The 21,050-nt window shown below is 71.5% G+C and carries 26 protein-coding genes; 12 read left to right on the top strand and 14 right to left on the bottom strand.

Annotated features, from left to right (window positions below; translation table 11 throughout):
- From ACVKXF_RS05630 to ACVKXF_RS05610, 5 genes are all read left to right on the top strand, one after another.
- The gene (locus ACVKXF_RS05630) at window positions 1-588 is read left to right on the top strand and encodes a YdeI/OmpD-associated family protein (RefSeq protein WP_123311483.1); all 588 of its coding nucleotides are present in this window, start codon (window positions 1-3) and stop codon (window positions 586-588) included.
- Between the two features lie 55 nt (window positions 589-643).
- The gene (locus tag ACVKXF_RS05625) at window positions 644-1,525 is read left to right on the top strand and encodes an aldo/keto reductase (RefSeq protein ID WP_340196938.1); all 882 of its coding nucleotides are present in this window, start codon (window positions 644-646) and stop codon (window positions 1,523-1,525) included.
- Window positions 1,526-1,670: 145 nt separating this feature from the next.
- Window positions 1,671-2,255: a PadR family transcriptional regulator gene (locus tag ACVKXF_RS05620; protein WP_456795128.1), complete on the top strand. Its 585-nt coding sequence runs from the start codon at window positions 1,671-1,673 to the stop codon at window positions 2,253-2,255.
- Complete coding sequence (locus tag ACVKXF_RS05615; protein ID WP_456795127.1) at window positions 2,252-2,980, top strand: ABC transporter ATP-binding protein; 729 nt, start codon at window positions 2,252-2,254, stop codon at window positions 2,978-2,980. The genes ACVKXF_RS05620 and ACVKXF_RS05615 overlap by 4 nt, the downstream gene beginning before the upstream one ends.
- Window positions 2,977-5,796, top strand: a complete 2,820-nt coding sequence (locus tag ACVKXF_RS05610) for an FtsX-like permease family protein (protein ID WP_456795126.1) — start codon at window positions 2,977-2,979, stop codon at window positions 5,794-5,796. Before ACVKXF_RS05615 ends, ACVKXF_RS05610 begins: the two co-directional genes overlap by 4 nt.
- Window positions 5,797-5,839: 43 nt before the next feature.
- On the opposite strand, the gene ACVKXF_RS05605 is transcribed toward ACVKXF_RS05610, so the two are convergent.
- Genes ACVKXF_RS05605 through ACVKXF_RS05595 form a run of 3 tightly spaced genes read right to left on the bottom strand, consistent with a single transcriptional unit; the run spans window position 5,840 to window position 7,789 of the window.
- Entirely contained in the window at window positions 5,840-6,277 is a 438-nt protein-coding gene (locus tag ACVKXF_RS05605) for a hypothetical protein (RefSeq protein WP_123311473.1), read from the bottom strand.
- A gap of 30 nt (window positions 6,278-6,307) precedes the next feature.
- Window positions 6,308-7,405: a hypothetical protein gene (locus tag ACVKXF_RS05600; RefSeq protein WP_340196942.1), complete on the bottom strand. Its 1,098-nt coding sequence runs from the start codon at window positions 7,403-7,405 to the stop codon at window positions 6,308-6,310.
- Window positions 7,406-7,456: 51 nt separating this feature from the next.
- Window positions 7,457-7,789 (bottom strand): hypothetical protein, encoded by a 333-nt coding sequence (locus tag ACVKXF_RS05595; RefSeq protein WP_456795125.1) that lies wholly within the window; start codon window positions 7,787-7,789, stop codon window positions 7,457-7,459.
- A gap of 53 nt (window positions 7,790-7,842) precedes the next feature.
- On the opposite strand from ACVKXF_RS05595, the gene ACVKXF_RS05590 reads away from it, so the two are divergent.
- On the top strand, window positions 7,843-8,385 hold the full coding sequence (locus ACVKXF_RS05590) for a TetR/AcrR family transcriptional regulator (RefSeq protein ID WP_456795124.1): 543 nt from the start codon (window positions 7,843-7,845) through the stop codon (window positions 8,383-8,385).
- Between the two features lie 70 nt (window positions 8,386-8,455).
- Here the strand turns inward: ACVKXF_RS05590 and ACVKXF_RS05585 are convergent, their stop codons facing one another.
- Together ACVKXF_RS05585 and ACVKXF_RS05580 are read right to left on the bottom strand one after the other, a co-directional pair.
- Entirely contained in the window at window positions 8,456-9,127 is a 672-nt protein-coding gene (locus ACVKXF_RS05585; protein WP_123311459.1) for an SDR family NAD(P)-dependent oxidoreductase, read from the bottom strand.
- Window positions 9,124-9,522 carry a (R)-mandelonitrile lyase gene (locus tag ACVKXF_RS05580; protein WP_123311457.1) on the bottom strand — a complete coding sequence of 133 codons (399 nt, stop codon included), beginning with the start codon at window positions 9,520-9,522 and terminating at the stop codon, window positions 9,124-9,126. The genes ACVKXF_RS05585 and ACVKXF_RS05580 overlap by 4 nt, the downstream gene beginning before the upstream one ends.
- A gap of 109 nt (window positions 9,523-9,631) precedes the next feature.
- On the opposite strand from ACVKXF_RS05580, the gene ACVKXF_RS05575 reads away from it, so the two are divergent.
- The 4 genes from ACVKXF_RS05575 (at window position 9,632) to ACVKXF_RS05560 (ending at window position 12,878) form a co-directional block, all read left to right on the top strand.
- Window positions 9,632-10,801 (top strand): PQQ-dependent sugar dehydrogenase, encoded by a 1,170-nt coding sequence (locus ACVKXF_RS05575; protein WP_456795123.1) that lies wholly within the window; start codon window positions 9,632-9,634, stop codon window positions 10,799-10,801.
- A gap of 73 nt (window positions 10,802-10,874) precedes the next feature.
- A complete protein-coding gene (locus ACVKXF_RS05570) occupies window positions 10,875-11,753 on the top strand; it encodes a helix-turn-helix transcriptional regulator (RefSeq protein WP_456795122.1) in 879 nt (292 codons plus the stop codon).
- Window positions 11,754-11,805: 52 nt separating this feature from the next.
- Window positions 11,806-12,678: a helix-turn-helix transcriptional regulator gene (locus ACVKXF_RS05565; RefSeq protein WP_456795121.1), complete on the top strand. Its 873-nt coding sequence runs from the start codon at window positions 11,806-11,808 to the stop codon at window positions 12,676-12,678.
- Window positions 12,675-12,878: a hypothetical protein gene (locus ACVKXF_RS05560; RefSeq protein ID WP_456795120.1), complete on the top strand. Its 204-nt coding sequence runs from the start codon at window positions 12,675-12,677 to the stop codon at window positions 12,876-12,878. The genes ACVKXF_RS05565 and ACVKXF_RS05560 overlap by 4 nt, the downstream gene beginning before the upstream one ends.
- Window positions 12,879-12,949: 71 nt before the next feature.
- On the opposite strand, the gene ACVKXF_RS05555 is transcribed toward ACVKXF_RS05560, so the two are convergent.
- A complete protein-coding gene (locus tag ACVKXF_RS05555; RefSeq protein ID WP_456795119.1) occupies window positions 12,950-13,966 on the bottom strand; it encodes an aldo/keto reductase in 1,017 nt (338 codons plus the stop codon).
- On the opposite strand from ACVKXF_RS05555, the gene ACVKXF_RS05550 reads away from it, so the two are divergent.
- Window positions 13,854-14,228 carry a carboxymuconolactone decarboxylase family protein gene (locus ACVKXF_RS05550; protein WP_456795118.1) on the top strand — a complete coding sequence of 125 codons (375 nt, stop codon included), beginning with the start codon at window positions 13,854-13,856 and terminating at the stop codon, window positions 14,226-14,228. The genes ACVKXF_RS05555 and ACVKXF_RS05550 overlap by 113 nt on opposite strands.
- Before the next feature lie 3 nt (window positions 14,229-14,231).
- On the opposite strand, the gene ACVKXF_RS05545 is transcribed toward ACVKXF_RS05550, so the two are convergent.
- From ACVKXF_RS05545 to ACVKXF_RS05530, 4 genes are all read right to left on the bottom strand, one after another.
- A complete protein-coding gene (locus ACVKXF_RS05545; protein WP_258373139.1) occupies window positions 14,232-14,564 on the bottom strand; it encodes a sigma factor-like helix-turn-helix DNA-binding protein in 333 nt (110 codons plus the stop codon).
- Complete coding sequence (locus ACVKXF_RS05540) at window positions 14,564-14,860, bottom strand: hypothetical protein (RefSeq protein ID WP_456795117.1); 297 nt, start codon at window positions 14,858-14,860, stop codon at window positions 14,564-14,566. Before ACVKXF_RS05540 ends, ACVKXF_RS05545 begins: the two co-directional genes overlap by 1 nt.
- A gap of 166 nt (window positions 14,861-15,026) precedes the next feature.
- Window positions 15,027-15,998, bottom strand: coding sequence for an NAD-dependent epimerase/dehydratase family protein (locus ACVKXF_RS05535; protein WP_456795116.1), 972 nt, complete (start codon window positions 15,996-15,998; stop codon window positions 15,027-15,029).
- A complete protein-coding gene (locus ACVKXF_RS05530; protein WP_123311434.1) occupies window positions 15,998-16,486 on the bottom strand; it encodes a DUF4126 family protein in 489 nt (162 codons plus the stop codon). Before ACVKXF_RS05530 ends, ACVKXF_RS05535 begins: the two co-directional genes overlap by 1 nt.
- A gap of 107 nt (window positions 16,487-16,593) precedes the next feature.
- Between ACVKXF_RS05530 and ACVKXF_RS05525 the strand changes: the two genes are divergently transcribed.
- Window positions 16,594-17,244: an SDR family oxidoreductase gene (locus tag ACVKXF_RS05525; RefSeq protein ID WP_456795115.1), complete on the top strand. Its 651-nt coding sequence runs from the start codon at window positions 16,594-16,596 to the stop codon at window positions 17,242-17,244.
- A gap of 63 nt (window positions 17,245-17,307) precedes the next feature.
- Here the strand turns inward: ACVKXF_RS05525 and ACVKXF_RS05520 are convergent, their stop codons facing one another.
- The 4 genes from ACVKXF_RS05520 to ACVKXF_RS05505 form a co-directional block, all read right to left on the bottom strand.
- On the bottom strand, window positions 17,308-18,306 hold the full coding sequence (locus ACVKXF_RS05520) for a matrixin family metalloprotease (protein ID WP_123311430.1): 999 nt from the start codon (window positions 18,304-18,306) through the stop codon (window positions 17,308-17,310).
- Between the two features lie 125 nt (window positions 18,307-18,431).
- Window positions 18,432-19,523 (bottom strand): fatty acid desaturase family protein, encoded by a 1,092-nt coding sequence (locus ACVKXF_RS05515; protein ID WP_123312205.1) that lies wholly within the window; start codon window positions 19,521-19,523, stop codon window positions 18,432-18,434.
- Between the two features lie 96 nt (window positions 19,524-19,619).
- Window positions 19,620-20,336 (bottom strand): GAF and ANTAR domain-containing protein, encoded by a 717-nt coding sequence (locus ACVKXF_RS05510; RefSeq protein WP_123311427.1) that lies wholly within the window; start codon window positions 20,334-20,336, stop codon window positions 19,620-19,622.
- Between the two features lie 12 nt (window positions 20,337-20,348).
- On the bottom strand, window positions 20,349-21,047 hold the full coding sequence (locus tag ACVKXF_RS05505; RefSeq protein ID WP_123311425.1) for a GAF and ANTAR domain-containing protein: 699 nt from the start codon (window positions 21,045-21,047) through the stop codon (window positions 20,349-20,351).
- Window positions 21,048-21,050: the final 3 nt, after the last annotated feature.

Genomic DNA, 21,050 nt, shown 5'->3' with positions numbered 1-21,050 from the left:
ATGGACATCGTCGACCTGGTGCTGCCGGACGCCGCGGCCTGGCGGACCTGGCTGGACGAGCACGAGGGCGACACCGACGGGGTGTGGCTCGTGCTCGCGAAGAAGGGCACCTCGGAGCCGACGAGCCTGACGTACGACCAAGCCCTCGACGAAGCGCTCTGCTCCGGGTGGATCGACGGGCAGAAGCGCGGCCGCGACGAGGCGACGTTCCGGCAACGGTTCACCCCGCGGCGGAAGGCCTCGCTCTGGTCGCAGCGGAACATCGGGCTCGTCGCGACGCTCACCGCCGACGGCCGGATGCGCGAACGAGGGCAGGCCGAGATCGACCGTGCCAAGGGCGACGGCCGGTGGGACCGCGCCTACGCCGGAGCCGCGAGCGCCACCGTCCCGGAGGACCTGCAGGCGGCGCTCGACGCCTCGCCCGCGGCAGCCACCCTGTTCGCCGAGCTCGACGCGACGAACCGGTACGCCGTGCTCCACCGGATCACGACGGCGCCGAGCGCCACGGCCCGGACCAACCGGCTGACCAAGCTCGTCCAGGGGCTCGAGCGCGGCGAGACGCCGTACCCCCGCCCGGACCGGCCGTAGCACCCGGGGGACATCCGTCCAGGACGGTTCGACGGAGCAGGCGTAGACCGGGGACATGACCACTGGCACCGACACCACCAACCGTCCGGCCGCCGCCTCCGGCACCTTCCGCATCGGGGGCGACCTCGAGGTGCACCGCCTCGGCTACGGCACCATGCAGCTCACCGGCCCCGGCGTCTGGGGACCCCCGAAGGACCACGACGAGGCCGTCCGCGTGCTCAAGCGCGCCGTCGAGCTCGGCGTGGACTTCTTCGACACCGCCGACTCCTACGGCCCCTACGTCGCCGAGGAGCTCCTGCACGAAGCGCTCCACCCCTACGGCGACGACGTCGTGATCGCGACGAAGGCCGGACTCACCCGGACCGGCCCGAACGAGTGGCCGCCGGTCGGCCGTCCGGAGTACCTGCGGCAGGAGGCGGAGATGAGCCTCCGCCGTCTGGGCCTCGAGCGCATCGACCTGTTCCAGCTGCACCGCATCGACCCGAAGGTCCCGCTCGAGGACCAGGTCGGCGAGCTGAAGAAGCTGCAGGACGAGGGCAAGATCCGGCACATCGGCCTGTCCGAGGTGTCGGTCGACGATGTCAAGGCCGCGCAGGAGATCGCCACGATCGTCTCCGTCCAGAACCTGTACAACCTGCAGAAGCGCGACGCCGAGGAACTCCTCGACTGGTCGACCGAGCAGGGCATCGCGTTCATCCCGTGGTTCCCGCTCGCGACGGGCGGCCTGACCGGCGAGGACTCGCCGCTCACCGAGATCGCCGAGCGGAAGGGCGCGTCGCCGGCGCAGCTCGCACTCGCCTGGCTGCTCAAGCGCTCGCCCGTCGTCCTACCGATCCCCGGCACGTCGAGCGTCTCGCACCTGGAGGACAACCTGCAGGGCGCGACCATCGAGCTCACCGACGAGGAGTTCGAGGAGCTGTCGAAGCTGGGTTCCTGACCCGGGTCGCGGACGCGACCGAACGGCGGACTGGAGGCCCGTGGCGACACCGCCACGGGCCTCCAGTCCGTCTCCTGGTTGCGGATGCATACGCAGTATGGGCATACTCCGTATGTCCATGGTGGACGAGAGACGGGGAAGTGTCATGAGCGTACGGATGGGCGTACTCGCGCTGCTGGTGGGGGGACCCGGGTACGGGTACCAGCTCAGGGGGGAGTTCGAGCACCGCACCGGCGGGAGCTGGCCGCTGAACATCGGCCAGGTCTACACGACCCTCGACCGCCTGGAACGCGACGGCCTCGTGGCCCGCGGCGACACCGACGACGACGGCCACGTCGTCTACACGGTGACCGACGCGGGTCGCGGGGAAGTGGCGCGCTGGTTCAGTGAGCCGGTGCCCGCCAAGCGCGGACGCGACGAACTGGCGATCAAGCTGGCCCTCGCCGTCACCGTGCCGGGTGTCGACGTCACCCGCCTGGTGCAGGTGCAGCGGGCCGCAGCGATCCGGAACCTGCAGGACCTGACCCGGCTCAAGCGCACGACCGATCCCGCGACGGACCTGGCGTGGTCGCTCGTGCTCGAGTCGATGGTGTTCCAGGCCGAGGCCGAGGTGCGCTGGCTCGACCACGTGGAATCCACCGTGGCTCGGTACCGGCCGGACGAGCACCCGGCGGCTGACGCCGGCTCCTCGTCCCCGACCGCTGCCGACGTCGCGCGGAGCGCACGGTGAGCGCCGCACCGCTCCTGCAGCTCGACGCCGTCAGCGTGCACTACGGCTCCGGCGCGAAGGCCGTCACGGCGCTGGCCGGCATCGACCTGGCCGTCCAGCGCGGCGAGATGGTCGCGGTGATGGGGACCTCGGGCTCCGGCAAGTCGACGCTGCTCGCCTGCGCCGGCACCCTGCTGCCGCCCACGAGCGGCGAGGTCCTGATCGACGGCGCGTTCGTGTCCGATCGGCCAGCCAAGGAACTCGCGGCCCTGCGCCGTCGCCTCATCGGGTTCGTGTTCCAGGACTTCAACCTGATCCCCTCGCTCACCGCCGTCGAGAACGTGGCGCTGCCGCTCGAACTCGACGGCTGGAAGGCATCGAAGGCCCGCCGCGCCGCGGAACTGGCGCTCGACAACGTCGAACTCGCACACCGCGCCGACGCCTACCCGGACGACCTGTCCGGCGGGCAGCAGCAGCGCGTCGCGATCGCCCGGGGCGTGGTCGGCGAACGTCGGCTCGTGCTGGCCGACGAGCCGACCGGCGCACTCGACTCGCAGACCGGCGAGGTCGTGCTCCGCATGCTCCGTCGACACGTGGACGCCGGAGCCGGCGCGCTGCTCGTCACCCACGACGCCCGGCACGCGGCCTGGGCGGACCGGATCGTCTTCCTGCGCGACGGTCGCGTGGTCGACGAGACCGTGTACTCAGGCGTCGAACTCGCCCTGGCGGACCGGAACGCGTCGTGAGCCGGCGTCGGCGTCCCGGTACCGGCCGGACGCCGTTCGCCCTCCGACCGGCGCTCCGTCTGGGGCGTCGACTGGCGTTCGCGAAGGCCGGTCGGGCGGCGCTGATCATCGCGCTCATCGGCATCCCGACCGCCGGGTTCGCCGCAGTGGCGGTCGTCGTGCAGTCGACACAGCCCACGGTCGAGGAGTCACTGGACTACGACCTCGGCAACGCGGCGGCGCAGATGCGGGTGTCCGGACCGGACCTGCCCGGCATGCGGCAGGACCCGGTGCAGTGGCAGTTCACCGACTCGAAGCGGGACAGCCCGGTCACGAAGGCCGACGAGGACGCCCCGTTCGCGAACGTCCTCGCCCACGTGCCGGACGGTGCCCTGTCGATCCCGGTCGGAAGCACCCCCGTCGTGGTGCAGGGTCCGCGTGGCCCGGTGGGTCTGGCCGCGGTGGAGGGCAGCGTCTGGGACCCGTCCCTCGAGGGGCACTGGCGCGTCCTCGACGGCTCGGCACCGACCGCACGCAACCAGCTCATGGTCACGCCCGCGACCCTCGACCGGCTCGGTGCGCACATCGGTGACACCGTCGACCTCACCGACCCCGTCACGAAGCGGTTCACGATCACCGGGACGATGCGCGACCTCGGCTCGGCACCGAGCGAGCAGGGGGTGTTCCTGCCCTGGGGGACGACGCTGTCGACGACCGACACCACCGACGACGTCGGCCTGACCGACGTCACCGTCTACCTGCCGTCGGACGCCCCGACCTGGTCGGAGATCCGGCAGCTCAACGCGCACGGCATCGTCGTGCAGTCACGCCCCGTGGTCCTCGACCCGCCGGACGCCCGCCTGCCCGGCGGCCAGATGAGCTCCTCGCTGCTGTGGTACCTCGGTGCGATGGCGCTGCTCGGTGTCTTCGCGATGTTCGAGGTCGCACTGCTCGCCGGGGCCGCGTTCCTGGTCGGGACCCGGGCGGACACCCGTTCGTACGCGATCGTGACGAGCGTCGGCGGGGACAAGCGGTTCGTCCGGACGATCGTCGCCGGCTCCGGCCTCGTGCTCGGGTCGATCGGCGCGGTCCTCGGCGTCGCGGCGGGCACCGGGCTCGGCGTCGTGGTGTTCCGCCTGATCGACAACGGTGACGTCGTGTCGTTCCCGGGCCTGCACGTGCCCCCGCTCCTGCTGCTCGTGGTCGCGGCCGCCGGCATCCTGGCCGGGCTGGTCTCCGCCCTCGTCGCCGCTCGGGCCGCCACGCGCATCAACGTGCTCGCAGCGCTGCGGGGTTCGCTCCGTCCCGCGCCCGTCGACCGTCCGGCCCGCCGTCGGCGCCGCGTCTGGGGGCCGGCGCTCGTCGTCGCCGGCGCCGTGATGACGCTGGCCTGCGGCGTCGGGGTGCTCATGCTCAACGACCGCCCGGTGCAGGACGACCACTGGGCCTGGGTGGCCGGGGCCGGAGTCGCGCTCGGACCGTGCCTGATGCAGCTCGGCATCGCGATCTGCTCGCCGTGGCTCCTCGCCCTCGTCACGCGGCTGTCGTCGCGCCTCGGGTTGTCGGCGCGTCTCGCCGCACGCGATGCACGGCGCAACCCGGTCCGGACGGTGCCGGTGCTCGCGAGCGTGATGAGCGTCGTGTTCGTCGCGTCGGTGGTGATCACGTGGAGTGCGTCGAGTCACGCCCAGTACGTCCGTGGGTACGAGTACCGCACGGCCGTCGGAGTGGCGACGACCGAGGTGCAGCTGTCCAGCGAGGACGGTGCCTCCAGCGGTCACGACGCGGCGTTGACAACACACGCGGCGAAGGTCGTGGCCCGGGTGTTCGACCACGACCGGATCCGGGTGCTCGGCGTGGCCGAGGGCTGGGCGGGCGACACCCCGTCGTCCGTGACGGTGCCGCACCGGTGGACGGACTTCGACTGCCCCGCGAACGACACCACCGGCTGCGCGTACTACCTCGACACCGCTGACGCGAGTACGCCGCACATCTGGACGGGCACCGTCGACGACTACGCCGTGCTCACCGGCCACCGCCCGTCGGCTGCCGTGCGGGATGCGCTCGAGGGCGGCGAGGCGGTGTCCCTGTGGCCGGAGTACGCCCACGACGGCGCGGTCCGCATCGACACGTTCCACGACCGCACGTGGGAGAGCCCGACGATCACGACGAGGACGAAGCCGGACGCCAGCGTGTCCATCCCTGCGGTGCTCGACGTGCAGTCGCCGCGGATCCAGGTCGGCGTCTTCATGACGAAGGCGACCGCTGCGCAGTACGGGGTCCCGGCCGTCGACGGCATGCTCGTCACGACGCTGCCCGGGGACATCGCCCCCGAACAGTGGGACGAGCTGAGTTCCGCCTGGCAGAGCTTCGGCGGCGCGGACCGAGCCCGGTGGGACGGCCCGCAGTTCGCCTACGAGGCCGGTCCGGTCGACAACGGCGCGCTCATCCGCGCGATCGTGCTCGCGCTGGCCGCAGCCGTGACGATCGGCGCGACTGCGGTGGCCATCGGGCTCGCACGGTCCGACGGGCGCCGAGACGACGAGGTGCTCGACGCGATCGGTGCTGCACCACGACTCCGGCGGCGGGTGTCGACCTGGCAGGCGGCGATCCTGGCCTCGGTGGGCGCGGTGATCGGCACCCTGCTGGGGCTGCTGCCGATGCGGGCGCTCACCCTGCGGTTCACGGAGCCCGTGGTCGGGACGAACCACATGCCGTTCGTTCCGGACTGGTCGATGCTGGCCCTGCTGGCGATCGGGCTGCCGCTGGTCGTGACCGCGGGGGCGTGGCTCACCGCGCACGGCCGACGCCGGGTGGCGGTGCGGCGGGCGCACTGAGGCGGGGCGGCACAGTGCGTGCTGCTGCCGTGGTGCGGCCCGGTCAGGCGCCGGGCTGCACCACCATGAGCACGGCGACGACGACCCACACCAGGTTGAACGAACCGACCAGCGCCGCGAGCTTCCGCGGCGAGCGCTCCGTCCCGTTGCCGCGGAGGACCTGGCGCTGCTCCGGCAGGACCCCGAGCGCGAGGATCGCCGCAGCCACGGCGGTCAGACCGATCGACACGAGCAGCCAGGCCTCGTCGAGCGCCCCGACCTCGAACGCCAGCGCCGTGCCGAACGTCGGGACGGCGAGCGAGATGATCGAGTACACGTGGCAGATCCGGTGCAGGACCGTCGCGACGGCTCGAGCGGCCTGGTCGTCCGGATCGGCGACGAGCGCGCGTGCGGGCTTCGGGAACGTGCTCCCGGCGACCGCGACGGGCCCGAGGGTGAGCAGCGCCGCCACGACGTGCACGGTGAGGAGGACGCTGGACATCCCTTCCAGCCTAGGGCGCGGGTGTCGTGCTCACGTGCCGGTGCAGAAGGACTCGACGTCGACGTGCACCCCGTCGGGTCCACCGCCGAGCCGCATCCGTTCCACCGCGGCGTCCCCGCGGAGCGGCATGACGAGGTCGGTGCCCATCGCCCGGTCGACCGCCGCGTAGCCCGCTGCGTCCCACCCCGCCTGCACCCGCGGTGCCAGGTCCTGCGGCCGGGCGGTGGGCAGCACGAGCGACCCGGTCCACCGCCGTCCACCGTCGTCGCACCGCTCCGCGACGAGTTCGACCTGCGGCGGCCGGGCAGCGGCGGGCGTCGGTGACGACAGGTCGTCGAGGGGGCCGGCCCAGCGGACCGTGTCCTCGAGCAACGAGCGGGTGTCCGCCTCGATCGCGTCGGCGTCGAGCGTCGTCGTCGTGGTCGGCACCGGCCCGGGCCAGTCCGGGTCCGTCGTCGGTGCGGCGGTCACCGCGACGTCCGGAGCAGGGCCGGCCGACCCGTCCGGCAACCCGCTCCCCGTGAGCAGCGGACCGACGGCGAGCAACCCGACCACCGCGATCGCGATGCCCGCGTCCAGCGGCCACAGGAACTCGGGCACCTGAACGGCCTCGTCAGCCCTCGTGGCCCGTGTCCGGCGCAGCCACAACGCGACGGTCAAGAACCCCACCCCGACCGCCACGACCGCCAGCTCGATGGGGAGCGGCACGATCCCGAGCCCGGCAGCCCACCACGTCGCCGGCAGTGCGGTTGCGATCGCGGTGGTCAGGTACGACGCGGCGACCAACCGGGTCTCGCGTCGCGGCAGGACCTCGTCGGCGCCGCGTGGGCGGGACAGTATCCACGCCGTCGCCACGACCGCGTTGACGCCGACCCCGATGCGTCCGAGACCGAGCCCCACGAACTGGCCGAAGTCCCACCAGATCTGCGTGTCGTCCTCCACCTCGTACCGGGTGTGCCCAGCGAAGTGGAGCAGGACGAGGACGCCGCCCACCCCGAGCAGGTACAGCGCCCAGGACCACCGCGGCACCGCGAGTCGTCGGAGCGCGGCGGCGACGAACACCACCGACGTCGGCATGAGCAGCAGCAGCGCGACGCCCGCCACGCCGTCGAACGCGTTCGGTTCCACGCCTGCGACGCTACGAGCACCCCGTGCCGTCGCCGGGCTCCGGGCGCGCGACTACGTCCGAGGACCCATCGCGATCGGCACCTCGGCCAACACGACCTCGTCGTCCATCGGGATCGGCCCCCGGATCCGCGGGAGCCCGTCGACCCACTCGACCGTCACCCCCGCAGCCGCGAGCCCTGCGACGCTCAGGTCGATCCGGAGCAGGGGCAGCGCGAGGTCGCCGTACCGCTCGGCGACGACCTCGGACACCCGGTCCGGCGTCGTCGCGCGGACGTACCCGTCGGGATCGAGCGGCACCCCGCGGGTCGCGACCTCGTACTCGCCGAACCCGCGGCTCATCTCCCAGTCGTCGGCGATCGCCACGTGACAGACCACATCGGTCATGGACCCTCCTCGTCAATGAAACGGGAGCGTATCATTACGGGTAGGCTGGTCTCGTGAACAAGCGAGGACGTCCGACCGCCGACGAGCGAGCCGCCCGTGACGAGCGGATCCTCGACGTCGCGACCGACCTGTTCCTCGAGCACGGCTTCGCAGGAGTCGCGCTCGATCGCATCGCCGCCGAGGCCGGGGTCACGAAGCGCACGCTCTACACGGCGTTCGGCGACAAGCCCGCGCTGCTCCGCGCGGTCGTCCGGCGGCAGCACACGTACGCGGACGGGCCCACCCGCGGCCTCGAGTCCACCGCGGCGTCGATCGGCGGCGCGTTGCTCTCGGACCGCGCTGTCGCCCTGCACCGGCTCGTCATCGCGGAGTCGACCCGGTCGCCCGAGCTCGCCCGCGAGTTCCACGAGGCCGGCCCGCTCGCCGCCCAGCAGGCCCTGGTCCGTGCCGGAGCGACTCCGGAGACCGCCGCCGAACTCTTCACGCTGCTGCTCGGGGAGCTCCACCGCGAGCGCCTGCTCGGCCTGGCTCCGGCGCCGACGGCCACCGAGGTCGCCGCACGCGCCGCGCGTGCCGTCGCGGTGCTCTCGACGTGACCCGAGGACGGACGGGAGGCCCGGTGCCAGCTGGCACCGGGCCTCCCGTCCGTCACGGCGTGAGCCGTGCTCAGGCGGGGTCGGGCAGCGCCTCCGCGTAGGTGCGGAACTCGCCGCGCTCGGCGTGGATCGCCCACAGCCGGTCCGCGATGGACTCGCCGGAGTGCTCCGGCTGCCCGTCGTCGATGCCGAACGGGATGATGAGCTGCCCGACGTGGACCTGCTCGTCGCGCACGGCGTCGTGCAGGAGCTGGGCGTAGGCGCTCTCCGCCGCGAACGCGACCGAGGTGCCGGTGACCCGGGCGCCGGGCCGGACCGCACTGCCGCCGTTGACGAACAGGATCGTGCCGTGGCCGATCGCCCGCATGCCGGGCAGCACCTGACGGACCGCGTTGACCGAGCCGTAGACCGAGAACTCGATCGGGCCGACCAGGTCGTCGGCGGTGGTCTCGAGAACGGGGCGCATGTACTCCTTGGCGGGGAGCGGGCTGTACTGCAGCACCTCGATCGGGCCGAGCTGCTCGGTCGCGCGCTCGAGGGCGGTGCGGAGCGAGTCGCCGTCACGGACGTTCGCGGCGAACCCGGCGGCGGTGATGCCCTGCTCGCGCAGCGATGCGGCGAGGCCGTCCAGCCGGTCCTGGTTGCGGGAGATCAAGGCGATCGAGAAGCCCTCACGGCCGAAGCGCTCGGCGACGGCGAGTCCGAGGCCCTTGCCGGCCCCGATGATGGCGATGGTGGTCATGCGGAGTACTCCTCGTCGGTGACGTGTTCGAGCCAGGTGGTGGTGGTCGCCGGGTCGTCGGCGAGGTCGAGCATCGCGAGGTGCTCCATGTAGTCCGTCGGGGTCGCACCGTGCCAGTGCTCCTCACCGGCCGGCGTGTAGACGGTCTGCCCGGCCTGGACCTCGACGACGCCGCCGTCACGGGTCCCCATCCGCGCGACGCCCTCGGTGACGTGCAGGGTCTGCCCCTTGGCGTGCGAGTGCCACGCGGTCCGCGCGCCGGGCAGGAACCGGACCTTGGCGACGGTCATCGACTGGCCGTCCTCCTTCGGCGAGGCGATGGCGTCGAGGTAGACGTCTCCGGTGAACTGCTCGGCCGGGTTCTTGACGGTCGGCTGCTTCGGTTGGATCTCCATGACCCCGACGGTAGGCCGATGTGCGCACCGGAGGGAGGTGCCGACCGTACCCCTCAGCCGTTTCCCGAACACCACGTGTGTGATCGACGCACGATCCGGGAGGACCACCGTGGACAGCAGCGAACACCCGCACCAGCACCCGACCCCCACCCGCGCCCGACGCGCCTGGTCCGCCGCGGGCATCGCCGCGGTGGCCGCGCTCGCCCTGGGCGGCTGCGCCGACGCCGCACCGGACGACGACCGCGGCTCGTCGGCGAGCGCCCGTGCCACCGCCCCGGCCGACCTGCCGACCGGGCAGACCGCGCCCGACGGCGACACCACCGACGTGGTCACGGGGCTCGAGGCACCGTGGTCCGTCGTCCGCACCGGGGACGACGGCGACGCCCTGGTCAGCGAGCGCGACTCTGCCCGGGTCCTCGAGCTGCAGGACGACGGCACGACGCGCGAGGTCGGCACGGTCGACGGCGTCAGCCACGGCGGCGAGGGCGGACTGCTCGGCCTGGCCCTGCACGACGACGACCTGTTCGTGTACTCGACGGCCGACGACGGCAACCGGATCCAGCGGTACGACCTGACCGGCACCACGGGCTCGTGGGCGCTCGGCGACGCCACGACGATCATCGACGGACTGCCGTCGAACACGTTCCACGACGGCGGCCGGATCGCGTTCGGCCCGGACGACATGCTCTACGCCAGCGTCGGGGACGCCGGCGCGAGCAGCGACGCGCAGGACGAGGACTCGCTCGCGGGCAAGATCCTGCGGCTCACCCCGGACGGCGACGTGCCGGACGACAACCCCGTCGACGGGTCCCCGGTGTGGAGCCTCGGGCACCGCAACGTGCAGGGCATGGGCTGGTCGTCGGACGGCACGATGTTCGCGTCGGAGTTCGGCGAGAACACGCTCGACGAGTTGAACGTCATCGAGGCGGGGGAGAACTACGGCTGGCCCGAGGTCGAAGGGGAGGGCGGCGAGGACCAGGGCTTCGTCGATCCGGTGCAGCAGTGGTCGACGGACGAGGCCTCCCCGAGTGGCCTGACGGTCGTCGACGACACCGTGTTCGTGGCCAACCTGCGCGGCGAGGTGCTCCGGGCGATCCCGGCGGACGACCCGGGTTCGTCGACCGAGTACTTCCAGGGCGACTTCGGCCGGATCCGGACCGTGCTCGAGGGACCGGCGGACACGCTGTGGTTCGTCACGAACAACACCGACGGCCGCGGTGATCCTGCGGAGGGCGACGACCGCATCGTGTCCGTGCCGCTGACCCGCGCCGCGGGGTGAGCCGACGGAGCGCTGCCACGGGGGTTCCGGCAGCCCCTCGCTCGCACGCTCCCCGGCCCGTTACCGTGACGACATGAACCACCGCGACGAAGCCCGCGACTTCCTGTCCAGCCGTCGCGCCCGCATCACCCCCGAGCAGGCCGGGGTCGAGACGTTCGGCACCCGCCGCAGGGTCACCGGGCTCCGGCGCGAAGAGGTCGCCCGGCTGGCAGGCGTCAGCATCGACTACTACACGCGACTGGAGCGGGGGAACCTGCAGGGCGTCTCGGACAGCGTGCTCGAGGCCATCGCCGGCGCACTGCAGCTCGACGCGGCCGAGCTCGAACACCTCCGAGACCTGTCCCGGCACCAGAACGCGACCCCGCGGCGGGCGGGCACGGTCGTGCCGGTCGCCGCGGTCCGCCCGGAGCTGCAGTACCTGCTCGACGTCATCACCGACGCTCCGGCGATGATCATCAACAACCGCCAGGACATCGTCGCCGCCAACGCCCTCGGTTACGCCATGCACTCGGACCTGGTGTCGGCGCCGGCCCGACCGATGAACTTCTCGCGCTTCATCTTCCTCGACCCCCAGGCGCGGAACTTCTACCAGGACTGGCAGCGGGCGGCGCACACGAACGTCGCGATCCTGCGGCGCGAGGCCGGCCGCACGCCGAACGACCGCGACCTCGCGGCGCTCATCGGAGAACTCTCGATGCGGAGCGACGACTTCCGCGCGCTCTGGGCCGCGCACGACGTCCGGCGCCACTACGCCGGCGTGAAGTCCTTCCACCACGCCGTCGTCGGCCCGCTCGAGCTGCACTTCCAGACGCTCGAACTCGCCGAGGACCCGGGACTCGCGCTGACGATCTACCCGGCGACCCCGGGCAGCCCGACCGCCGACGCGCTCCGCCTGCTCGCTTCCTGGGCGGCGACGGAACGCATCGCGGAGCGTGCCCGCGACGTCGTCTGACGGGTACCAGCAACCCCTGCTTCCCCGGCCCGCACCGTCCTACCGTGGACGCATGGACACCAGAAGCGAAGTGCGCGACTTCCTCCGCACCCGCCGCGAGCGGGTCACACCGCAGCAGGTCGGGTTGCCCGACTTCGGTGGCGTCCGACGGGTCAAGGGGCTCCGCCGCGAGGAGCTCGCACTCATCGCCGGCATGAGCGTCGACTACTACATCCGCCTCGAGCGCGGCAACCTCACCGGCGTCTCGGAGAGCGTGCTCGAGTCGCTGTCGCGTGCGCTGCGCCTCGACGACGCCGAGCACGCGCACCTGTTCGACCTGGCCCGCGTGCAGAACGCCTCGGCGACCACGCGGCGGAAGCCCCCGACGTCGAAGGTCCGGCCGACCGTGCAGCGCATGCTCGACGGCATGACCATGCCCGCGTGGGTGCGCAACGGCCGCTCCGACTTCCTGGCCGGCAACGCCCTGGCACGCGCGCTGTACTCGCCGCTGTTCCTCGACCCCGCCGGCACCCCGAACACCGCCCGCTTCGCGTTCCTCGACCCACGCGGTCAGGAGTTCTGGCGCGACTGGGACGTCGTCGCGAGCGACATGGTGGCCGTCCTCCGCGCCGAGGCCGCCCGACAGCCCTACGACAAGGGCCTGACCGACCTGATCGGTGAGCTCTCCACCCGCAGCGAGGAGTTCCGGCAGCGCTGGGCCGCGCACGGCGTCATGCGGCACCTGAACGGCGAGAAGCGGGTGCACCACCCCGAGGTCGGCGACATCGACCTGACCTACGAGACCATGGAACTCACGACCGACACCGGTCTGACGCTCATCGCCTACGGCACCGAGCCGGGCTCACCGTCCGAGGAGCGCCTGCAGCTGCTCGCGAACCTCGTCGCCACGACGGCCGCAGCCGTCCCGGAACCGGAGGACGCATGAGCGATACCGAGTCCGTCCCGACCACCGCATCCGCCGCACCGCTCGGGTTCCTGGGCCGGGTGCGGTTCCGCTGGCGCGCCGAGCAGGAGATCCACGAGCTGACCCGCGACCGTGCGCTCGAGGAGCGCGTGCGCGCCGAGGCCGCCGTGCGGCTCGCGCCCGGCCCGTGGCACCTCGGCGAGCTGTTCCGACGCCGCTGACGCATCGACAGGGCGGACGGGAGGCCCGTGGCGGCGCCGCCACGGGCCTCCCGTCCGTCAGTCGGTCGCGTTCACCGACGTCGTGCGGCGGGCACGAGGGTGTGCTGCCCGTAGCTGTTGTCGTCCGGGTTGATCGTCACGCCCGGTGCGACGAGCTCGTCGATGCGGTCCAGGACCTCGTCGCTGAGCACACGGTCGGCGGCGGGGAGCTGCGACTCGAGCTGCTCCATGGTGCGCGGGCCGATGATCGCGCTCGTGACGCCGGGGTGCCGGATCACCCACGCCAGCGACATCTCGATGAGGGACATGTCCTGCGACTCCGCCAGAAGCGCGAGTTCCTCGACCACGTCGAGCTTCCGCTGGTTCGCGGGCGTCGACATGTCGAACCGGGCCGCGGGGCGGTGCTTCGCCGTCGGGGTGCCGGGAGCGTCCTTGCGCCAGCGACCGCTGAGCCACCCGCCCGCGAGCGGGCTGTAGACGAGGGTGCCCATGCCGTAGCGCTGCGTGGTCGGCAGGACGTCCTCCTCGATGCCGCGCACCAGGATCGAGTACGGCGGCTGCTCGGTGCGGAAGCGCTCCAGGCCGCGGCGCTCCGAGGTCCACTGAGCCTCGACGATCTCGGCGCCGGAGTACGAGGACGATCCGATGTTCCGGACCTTGCCCTGACGGACCAGGTCGGTCAGGGCGCCCAGGGTCTCCTCGACGTCCGTCGTCGGGGACGGACGGTGCACCTGGTACAGGTCGATGTGGTCGGTGCCGAGGCGGCGCAGGGAGTTTTCGACCTCCTGCATGATCCAGCGGCGCGAGCCCCCGGAGCGGTTCGGGCCCTCGCCCATCGGCATGAAGAACTTGGTGGCGAGCACGACGTCGTCACGGCGGCCCTTGATGGCCTTGCCGACGATCTCCTCGGAGACGCCGTCCGAGTAGGCGTCGGCGGTGTCGACGAAGTTGATGCCGGCGTCGAGCGCGCGGTGGATGATCCGGATCGAGTCCTCCACGTCGGCGTTCGCCCACGGACCGAACATCATGGTGCCCAGAGCGAGCGGGCTCACCTCGACGCCGGTGCGTCCGAGCTGGCGGTACTCCATGGTTTCCTCTCCGTGCCCGCGGGTCTCGCCGGGCACGGCTGCCACGCTAGGCCGGTCACAGACGGCGAAAGGGGGGAGGACCGTACCTCCCTCGGTTGGCGGTGCCGACGCGCAGGTCACGGGACACGTCGCGGGCAACCTGCACGTCGGGAACACCCGGCAGCAACTGCTCGACGTGCTCACCGTCCTGGTGCCGGTGATCGGCTACCCGCGGACGCTCAACGGGCTCGCCGCCGTGAACGAGGGCGCGCCTGCCGATTGACGCTCAGATCGCGAGCTCGACATCGTGACCGTTGACGGTCACGATGATCCGTGGGTTCTCGGCACCGGTCGCGGTGATGTAGCTGCGGAGCGTGGAGAGCAACATGTCTTCTCGCCGCTCCATCTGGGACACCGCGCCCTGACTGATGCCGAGCTCGTGCGCGATCTCGGCTTGGGTGCGCTTGCCGGCTTCGCGGACCATCGCGAGGCTCATCGCGTGGATGCGGTCGAGTTCGTCCGCTTCGACCTCGAGTGCGGCCACCGCGTCTGCGACGCCGGGGCGCTGCATCATCTGTTCGAGGCGGTCGTTCCCGCGTACGAAGTCTTCCTTGCCCATCATGCTTCCTCGGTCTCGTTCCGCCATCGGTTGATCAATCGATCAGCTCGGACGCCGACCGTGTCGTAGAACACGTCACCCATTGACGCTTTGTCGCCGGAGAACAGTGCCACCACGACTCGGTCCTCGTCCGGCGGGAACCAACAAATCAAGCGGAGCGCCACTCCCGCGACGTAGGGGTGTGACACCCGCCAGATCGGATGCTGCTTGGACTGCCGTACACGCTTGATCATCGCGGTGTCCTGAACCGGAGCGGAGTCCAGGTCCCGCAATCGCTTGAGCATGAACGTCAGCAACTGCAGACGTTTTCGACCACGCTCGGTTCTATCGGTCTCAAGACGATCGAGCTGGTCGTTGAACTCTCGCGGCCAGTCGATCTGCGTGCGGCGACATTACCTGCGACTGATAATAGCTGCAACTAATATCGAGCGCAAGGGCAACGATGTGGTGGGGGTGCGGTCCTCAGACGACGAGGGGGCCAGCCACCTCGAGCCGGTCGTGGTCGACCTGCCAGCGGACGGCATCGAGCACCGTCTGTTCGGCGGTGAACGCGGGCGTGTAGCCGAGCAGACGGCGGGCCTTCTCGACGCTGAACACCTGGCTGCGTGACAGGTGCTCCCAACTGGCGTCAGCGTGCTCTGGAGTCGTGGTCTCGCGGAACCGGTCCCAGCTGACGGAGTGGAGCCGGGCCTCCTGGCCGAACCACGACGCTGCCAGGTGGGCGTACCCACGCGCGGTGAGCGCCGTTGGGGCCGTGATGAAGAAGTCTTCGCCGACCGCCGCATCGCGGCGTTCGACGGCGAGCTGGAAGGCCTGCGCGACGTCGTCGGCATGCACGTGGGCCATCGTCTCGGCGCCGAGACCGGGGACCTCGATCGTCTCGCCGGCGGACAGCCCCGTCAGCACCGACGGATCGAGGTTGCCGAGCGGACCGATCGGCATCCAGCCCGGACCGCTGATGTGGCCGGGGTGCAGCGTCGTCGTTGCCAAACCCCCTGATGTGGTTTCTTCCTTGAGCATCCGGGCGATCGCGTCCTTCTGCACACCGTAGTCACCGAAGGGCGGCGTGAAGTCGTCCTCGGTGATCGGCAGCACACGGGATGCACCCGCGCGCCAGATCGAGCCGCAGTGCACCAGGTGCGTGCCGGTCCCGCGCAGTGCTTCGACGAGGGCTTCGGCGGAGGCGACGGTGAAGCAGACGAGGTCGACGACGGCGTCGGCGCCGAGCGCGGCGATCCGCGTGCCGAACGTGCCGTCGCGGTCTTCCTGCTCGCGGTCCGCGGTGACGCGGTCGACCTGCTGCCACTCGGGGGAGTCGGCGTAGGGGGTACTGGTACCGCGGCTGACGGCGACGACCTCGTGACCGGAGCGGACGAGGCGGGGGACGAGGAACGTGCCGATGTGGCCGGTGGCTCCGATGACGACGATGCGCATCAGTCGGCGGTGATGACCTTCACGGAGCCGGCGATGGTCGCGGCGTCCTCGGCGAGCGCCACGACCGGGTCGGGCAGGCGCGTGGTGGCACCGACGAGCTTGCGGGCACCCCACCCGACGAACGACCCGACGATCGCGCCGACGCCTCCGAGGATCGCGCCCTCGATGCGCAGGTCGCGCTTGCCGGTCGTCCCGAGCGCGGCGCCGACGAGCGCGCCGGAGCCGATGCGACCGACGAGGCCGGCGGGGGAGATGCGGTTCGGGGTCATCGGCAGCTTGTCGCCGATGAGCTCACCGACGGCCGAGGCGACGAGGAGTCCGCGGCCGAGCGGGGTGCTGAAGACCTTCCAGTCCTGCCACGAACCCTTCAGCGAGGACCGGTCGTGGTTCAGCGCCAGCACCGCGAGCGGGGTGGCACTGCGGCCACCGCTCAGGATGCCGAGCACCAGGGTGCGGACCAGGGTGTGCTGCTCGTGCTGCTTGCTCATCGTGTCTCCAGTCGTGATCAAGTCCGACCGTACGCACGTGCGCCGCGAGCGCTCCGAGGGTCCTCACGGACTGCGGGTACTGAGCCGGCCCGAGTAGCGTCCGCCGCATGAGCAACGTCATCGTCTTCGGCGGCCACGGCAAGGTCGCACTCCTCACCACCCGCATCCTCAGCGAGCGCGGCCACACGGTCACCTCGGTCATCCGCGACGCGGACCAGTCCGACGAGATCCGTGCCCACGGCGGCGAGCCCCGGGTCGCGGACATCCAGCAGCAGTCCCTGACCGACTTCGCGGAACTCGTCCGCGGGCACGACGCCGTCGTGTGGTCCGCCGGTGCAGGCGGCGGGTCCGTCGACCGGACGTGGGCGATCGACCGCGACGCCGCGATCCTGTCGGTGCAGGGCGCGAAGCAGGCCGGCGTCGACCGCTACGTCATGGTGTCGTGGTCCGGGTCGCAGCTCGACCACGGGGTGCCGCAGGACGACGACTTCTTCGCCTACGCACAGTCGAAGGCGATCGCCGACGCCGTGGTGCGCGACTCCGGTCTGCAGTGGACGATCGTGGCGCCGAGCACCCTGACGGACGACGACGCGACGGGTTCGGTGGACTGGGACGGCTCCTCGACCGATGTGCCCCGCGTCGACGTCGCGCACGTGATCGCCGACGTGCTCGAGACCCCCGGCACGGCGGGCAACACCATCCGGTTCAACTCGGGATCGACGCCGGTGGCGGACTTCCTGCGTGCCGACGCGGTCTGACGGCGCCGACAGGTCTGACGGCGCCGACAGGCCTGACGGTCGGGCGCTGCCCGGAGCCGCGCGTCAGTAGATCGCCGCGATGCCGGTCATGTCACCGAGCCCGAGCGTCCGCGATCCGGTGTCGCAGTACCCGCCGGACGGCTCCATGACCTGACCGGTGCCGGTCTTCACGTGGCCGAGCCCGTACAGGTGCCCCCACTCGTGCGTGGCGACGGCCTGGGTGTCGAACCGGGCGCCCGAGCAGGTGGCCGTGGAACTCCACTTGTAGCTCGTGGCGTACCGCTGGTCGGACTCCTTGGCGACGCCGTTGCCGTCGTACCAGACGCACGTCACGCCGAGGGTCCCGGAGGGCAGCTTGCCCCACCCGACGACGCTGTAGCCGTTGCTCTTCGAGCACGCGCCCTTGTCGGTGAGCCCGGGTGCCTGGGTCGCCAGGCGCACGTAGGAGTTCCGCGCGGACGAGGTCACGGTGCGGTCGCACGACGAGATCGTGCCCGTCCACGCGTTCGCCGCCTTGCGCAGCGCGTCCTTGGCGTACGACGACTTCTGGCCGGACTCGTTGTAGTACCACTGCACCGTGCTCGCCCAGCGGTACCCGTTCCGTGCGTTGGCCGTGCTGGTGCACTTGGTGGTGGCCGCGGTCGTGGCGGCCGGCGCGGCAGCCGCCGCACTGGCCGCGGCGCTCCGCGCCTGCTCCCGGCGGACCGCCGGTGCCGAACCGCTCCACGCCTCGTCGATGCGGACCGCGACACCCCCGGTGCCGGTGTTCGCGATGACGACCTCCGCCAGCTCGGGAGCACCCGGCGCCGCGGAGCTGCTCGCCATCACGCTCTCACCGGGGGCCGGCACGGCGAACGTGCGGCCGTCCGGCAACACGACCGTGCCGGACGCGACCGTGCACCCCGTCCGGAGCGTCTGCACCGAGAGCGTCCCCGCGGCGCAACGGCTGCCGGCCGCCGACGCGCTCGGCGTCGCCGCCTGCGCGGGTGCCGCCGTGGCGGTGAGGCCGACGACGAGTGCGATGACCGCCCCGGTGGTGAGCGTGTTCCTGACAGGACGCATGGTTGCCCTTCCCGCGGCGAGCCCCTGTGCCCGCCGTCCCTGATCGGGTCCATGCTCGCCGATGGGCACCCGTCAGGTCCAGGGCTGCGCCAACAGGACAGATGCTGCCCCGCCCACGCGTTCGGTCAGCGCAGCCGCTCGACCATCGGACACGCGAACGGATCGCGCGCCGCCAGACCGACCTCGTTGAGGTAGCGGACCACGATGACGTAGGAGTGCACCAGCGTCGTCTCGGTGTACGGCACGCCCTGGTCGGCGCAGTACCTGCGGACCATGTCCCGGGCCGCGCGCAGGTTCGGGCGCGCCATGCTCGGGAACAGGTGGTGCTCCACCTGGTGGTTCAGCCCGCCCATGAAGTACTCGACCCACGCGCCGCCCCCGATGTCGCGCGAGGTCAGGACCTGGCGTGAGAAGAAGTCCACGCGGCGGCCGGGTTCGATGACGGGCATGCCCTTGTGGTTCGGTGCGAACGCGATGCCCATGAGGAACCCGAACACGGCGAGCTGCACGCCGAGGAACGCGAAGGCCATGCCGACCGGCAGGAACCAGAACACGACGCCCAGGTAGAGCACGAACCGCCCGACGAAGACGGATCCCTCGGCCCACCGCCGCTTCACCGGGCCGCGGCTGGTGTACGTGCGGATCGACTGCCAGTGCAGGTTCACACCCTCGACCAGGAGCATCGGGAAGAACGCGTAGCCCTGCACCCGGACGAGCACGCGCAGGAAACCGGTCCGGCTGGCGGCGTCCTCGGGCCGGAACGAGATCGCGTCGAACGAGATGTCGGGGTCCTTGCCGACCGTGTTCGGGTTGGCGTGGTGCCGGGTGTGCTTGTTCATCCACCACGCGTAGCTGATCCCGGTCAGGAACGTGCCGGCGTAGCGGGCCGCTCGGTCGTTCCAGTGGTGCGACGCGAAGACCTGACGGTGTGCGGCCTCGTGGGACAGGAAGGCGAACTGCGTGAACAGTGCGCCCAGCACGCCGGCCACGATCAGCTGGTACCAGGAGCCGCCGAGCACGGCGAACGCCCCGCCCGTGATGCCGAGCAGCACGGCGAGCACGGCGATGAGACCCCAGTACCAGCCCGTGCGCCGGCCGAGGAGCCCCGCGGTGCGCACCTGCGCGAGCAGCGCGGTGTACGTCGAGGTGGTGTCGGCTCGGGGCGACCGTCGTTCGGTCTTCCGGTAGCCCGTCGGTACGACCAGTTCGTCGCCCATGGTGTCCTCCTGGATCCAGTGCTGCGCCTGCAACCGGGGTCCGGGGCTACGACTTGCTGGTGATCGTACGCCGGTCAGGACCGGGGACACACGGGATCAGGCGGGGAGGACCAGACGACGTTCGACGATCGCGCGGGCGACGTCGGCGAGCCGCTCCTGGTGGGACCGCGCGTACTGTCGCAGCAGCTCGAACGCCGCATCGGTCTCGACCGAGTGCGTGTACGCCACGAAGCCCTTGGCCTGCTCGATCACGACCCGACTGTCGAGGGCTCGCTGCAACTGTGCCTGCGTCAGCGCCGCGTGTTGCAGGGTCCGCTGCTGCAGGATGCTGATGGTCGCGACGTCGGTCAGTGCCTGCGCGGCCAGCGCGTCGTCACGGTTCAGCGCACCCTCGGTCTCGCGGAACAGGTTGAGCGATCCGAGCGTCGTGTCCCGCAACCGCATGGGGATCGCGTGCACCGACGCGTACCCCGACTCGGCCGACGCGGCGGCGAACGTCGGCCACCGGCGTTGCATCTCCGCCTGGTCGCCGACGGACACGGGACGCCCGGTCGCGAAGCACTCCACGCACGGGCCCTCGCCGGCGTCGAGCTGCAGGAGTCCGACGAAGCTCGATCGTTCACTGGTCGACGCCACGACCTCGAGTTCCTGGTTCTGGTTCGCCAGCAGGATGCCCGCGGCCGAGGCGTCGAAGATGTCGACGACGCTGTCGACCAGGTTCTGCAGCAGGTCGACGACGTCGTACTCGTCGACGAGGGTGTCGGTCAGTGTGACGAAGGTGTCGATGAGCCGGCGCTCGCGGGTCGGTGCCATGGGGCGTGCTCCTCAGTTCTCGGAACCGTACGGCCGGGCGAGGTCGATGCGGCGAGCGATGACGTCGTTCGAGACGTCGCGGACGGTGCGTTCGGTGGCGAAGGCGTGCGCCTGCAGCACGAGGAGGGCGTCGGAGACGTCCACCCCGAGCTGTGCTGCGACCATGCCGGTCGCCTGGTGCACCTCACGTCGGGAGTACCGGCTGGTCTCCATGTCGGCTCGCCCGTCCGCGGCCGCCGCGAGCAGCGCACCACGGAGCACCCGACGGGCGGCGACCTCGGTGAGTTCCACCGCGCCGCGGATCTGACCCACGGTCAGGGTGCGCTCGCTGTCCACGGACAGGTCGACCGCGCCGACCGGGATCGTCCCGATGCGCATCGGGAACGAGAACACGGCCCCGACCCCGGCGCGCAGGAGTTCCTCGAGTGCGAGCGGCCAACCGGTGTTCGTGGTGTTGGACAGGTCGGACTCCAGCACCGGGCGGCGGGTCGTCAGCGCCTGCCAGCACGGGCCCTCGCCGAGGTCGAACTGGATCTCGTCGATCCGCTCCGCTCGCGCGTCGCTCGCGCACACCGTCCCCGACCCGAGCGGGTTGCCGAGCGTCGAGATGCCGACCCCGGTGACGGGCAGCGTCGACAGGAACGGCGGGCACATGTCCGAGCCGTCAGGGGCGGCCTGCAGCGCGGTCACCGCCGTCGTGAAGTCGTTCATCAG

It is taken from the genome of Curtobacterium sp. PvP017 (genome assembly GCF_054060195.1).
This window is presented reverse-complemented; position numbering and strand designations above follow the sequence as displayed.

Excerpts from the sequence above, each read along its gene's own strand:
- ACVKXF_RS05595 (WP_456795125.1), bottom strand. The coding sequence starts at position 7,789 with ATGACCGATGTGGTCTGTCACGTGGCGATCGCCGACGACTGGGAGATG.
- ACVKXF_RS05620 (WP_456795128.1), top strand. The coding sequence starts at position 1,671 with ATGAGCGTACGGATGGGCGTACTCGCGCTGCTGGTGGGGGGACCCGGG.
- ACVKXF_RS05545 (WP_258373139.1), bottom strand. The coding sequence starts at position 14,564 with ATGGGCAAGGAAGACTTCGTACGCGGGAACGACCGCCTCGAACAGATG.
- ACVKXF_RS05515 (WP_123312205.1), bottom strand. The coding sequence starts at position 19,523 with ATGGGCGACGAACTGGTCGTACCGACGGGCTACCGGAAGACCGAACGA.
- ACVKXF_RS05570 (WP_456795122.1), top strand. The coding sequence starts at position 10,875 with ATGAACCACCGCGACGAAGCCCGCGACTTCCTGTCCAGCCGTCGCGCC.
- ACVKXF_RS05630 (WP_123311483.1), top strand. The coding sequence starts at position 1 with ATGGACATCGTCGACCTGGTGCTGCCGGACGCCGCGGCCTGGCGGACC.
- ACVKXF_RS05565 (WP_456795121.1), top strand. The coding sequence starts at position 11,806 with ATGGACACCAGAAGCGAAGTGCGCGACTTCCTCCGCACCCGCCGCGAG.
- ACVKXF_RS05625 (WP_340196938.1), top strand. The coding sequence starts at position 644 with ATGACCACTGGCACCGACACCACCAACCGTCCGGCCGCCGCCTCCGGC.
- ACVKXF_RS05605 (WP_123311473.1), bottom strand. The coding sequence starts at position 6,277 with ATGTCCAGCGTCCTCCTCACCGTGCACGTCGTGGCGGCGCTGCTCACC.
- ACVKXF_RS05560 (WP_456795120.1), top strand. The coding sequence starts at position 12,675 with ATGAGCGATACCGAGTCCGTCCCGACCACCGCATCCGCCGCACCGCTC.
- ACVKXF_RS05535 (WP_456795116.1), bottom strand. The coding sequence starts at position 15,998 with ATGCGCATCGTCGTCATCGGAGCCACCGGCCACATCGGCACGTTCCTC.
- ACVKXF_RS05555 (WP_456795119.1), bottom strand. The coding sequence starts at position 13,966 with ATGGAGTACCGCCAGCTCGGACGCACCGGCGTCGAGGTGAGCCCGCTC.
- ACVKXF_RS05520 (WP_123311430.1), bottom strand. The coding sequence starts at position 18,306 with ATGCGTCCTGTCAGGAACACGCTCACCACCGGGGCGGTCATCGCACTC.
- ACVKXF_RS05525 (WP_456795115.1), top strand. The coding sequence starts at position 16,594 with ATGAGCAACGTCATCGTCTTCGGCGGCCACGGCAAGGTCGCACTCCTC.
- ACVKXF_RS05580 (WP_123311457.1), bottom strand. The coding sequence starts at position 9,522 with ATGGAGATCCAACCGAAGCAGCCGACCGTCAAGAACCCGGCCGAGCAG.
- ACVKXF_RS05530 (WP_123311434.1), bottom strand. The coding sequence starts at position 16,486 with ATGAGCAAGCAGCACGAGCAGCACACCCTGGTCCGCACCCTGGTGCTC.
- ACVKXF_RS05505 (WP_123311425.1), bottom strand. The coding sequence starts at position 21,047 with ATGAACGACTTCACGACGGCGGTGACCGCGCTGCAGGCCGCCCCTGAC.
- ACVKXF_RS05510 (WP_123311427.1), bottom strand. The coding sequence starts at position 20,336 with ATGGCACCGACCCGCGAGCGCCGGCTCATCGACACCTTCGTCACACTG.
- ACVKXF_RS05550 (WP_456795118.1), top strand. The coding sequence starts at position 13,854 with ATGATCCGGATCGAGTCCTCCACGTCGGCGTTCGCCCACGGACCGAAC.
- ACVKXF_RS05585 (WP_123311459.1), bottom strand. The coding sequence starts at position 9,127 with ATGACCACCATCGCCATCATCGGGGCCGGCAAGGGCCTCGGACTCGCC.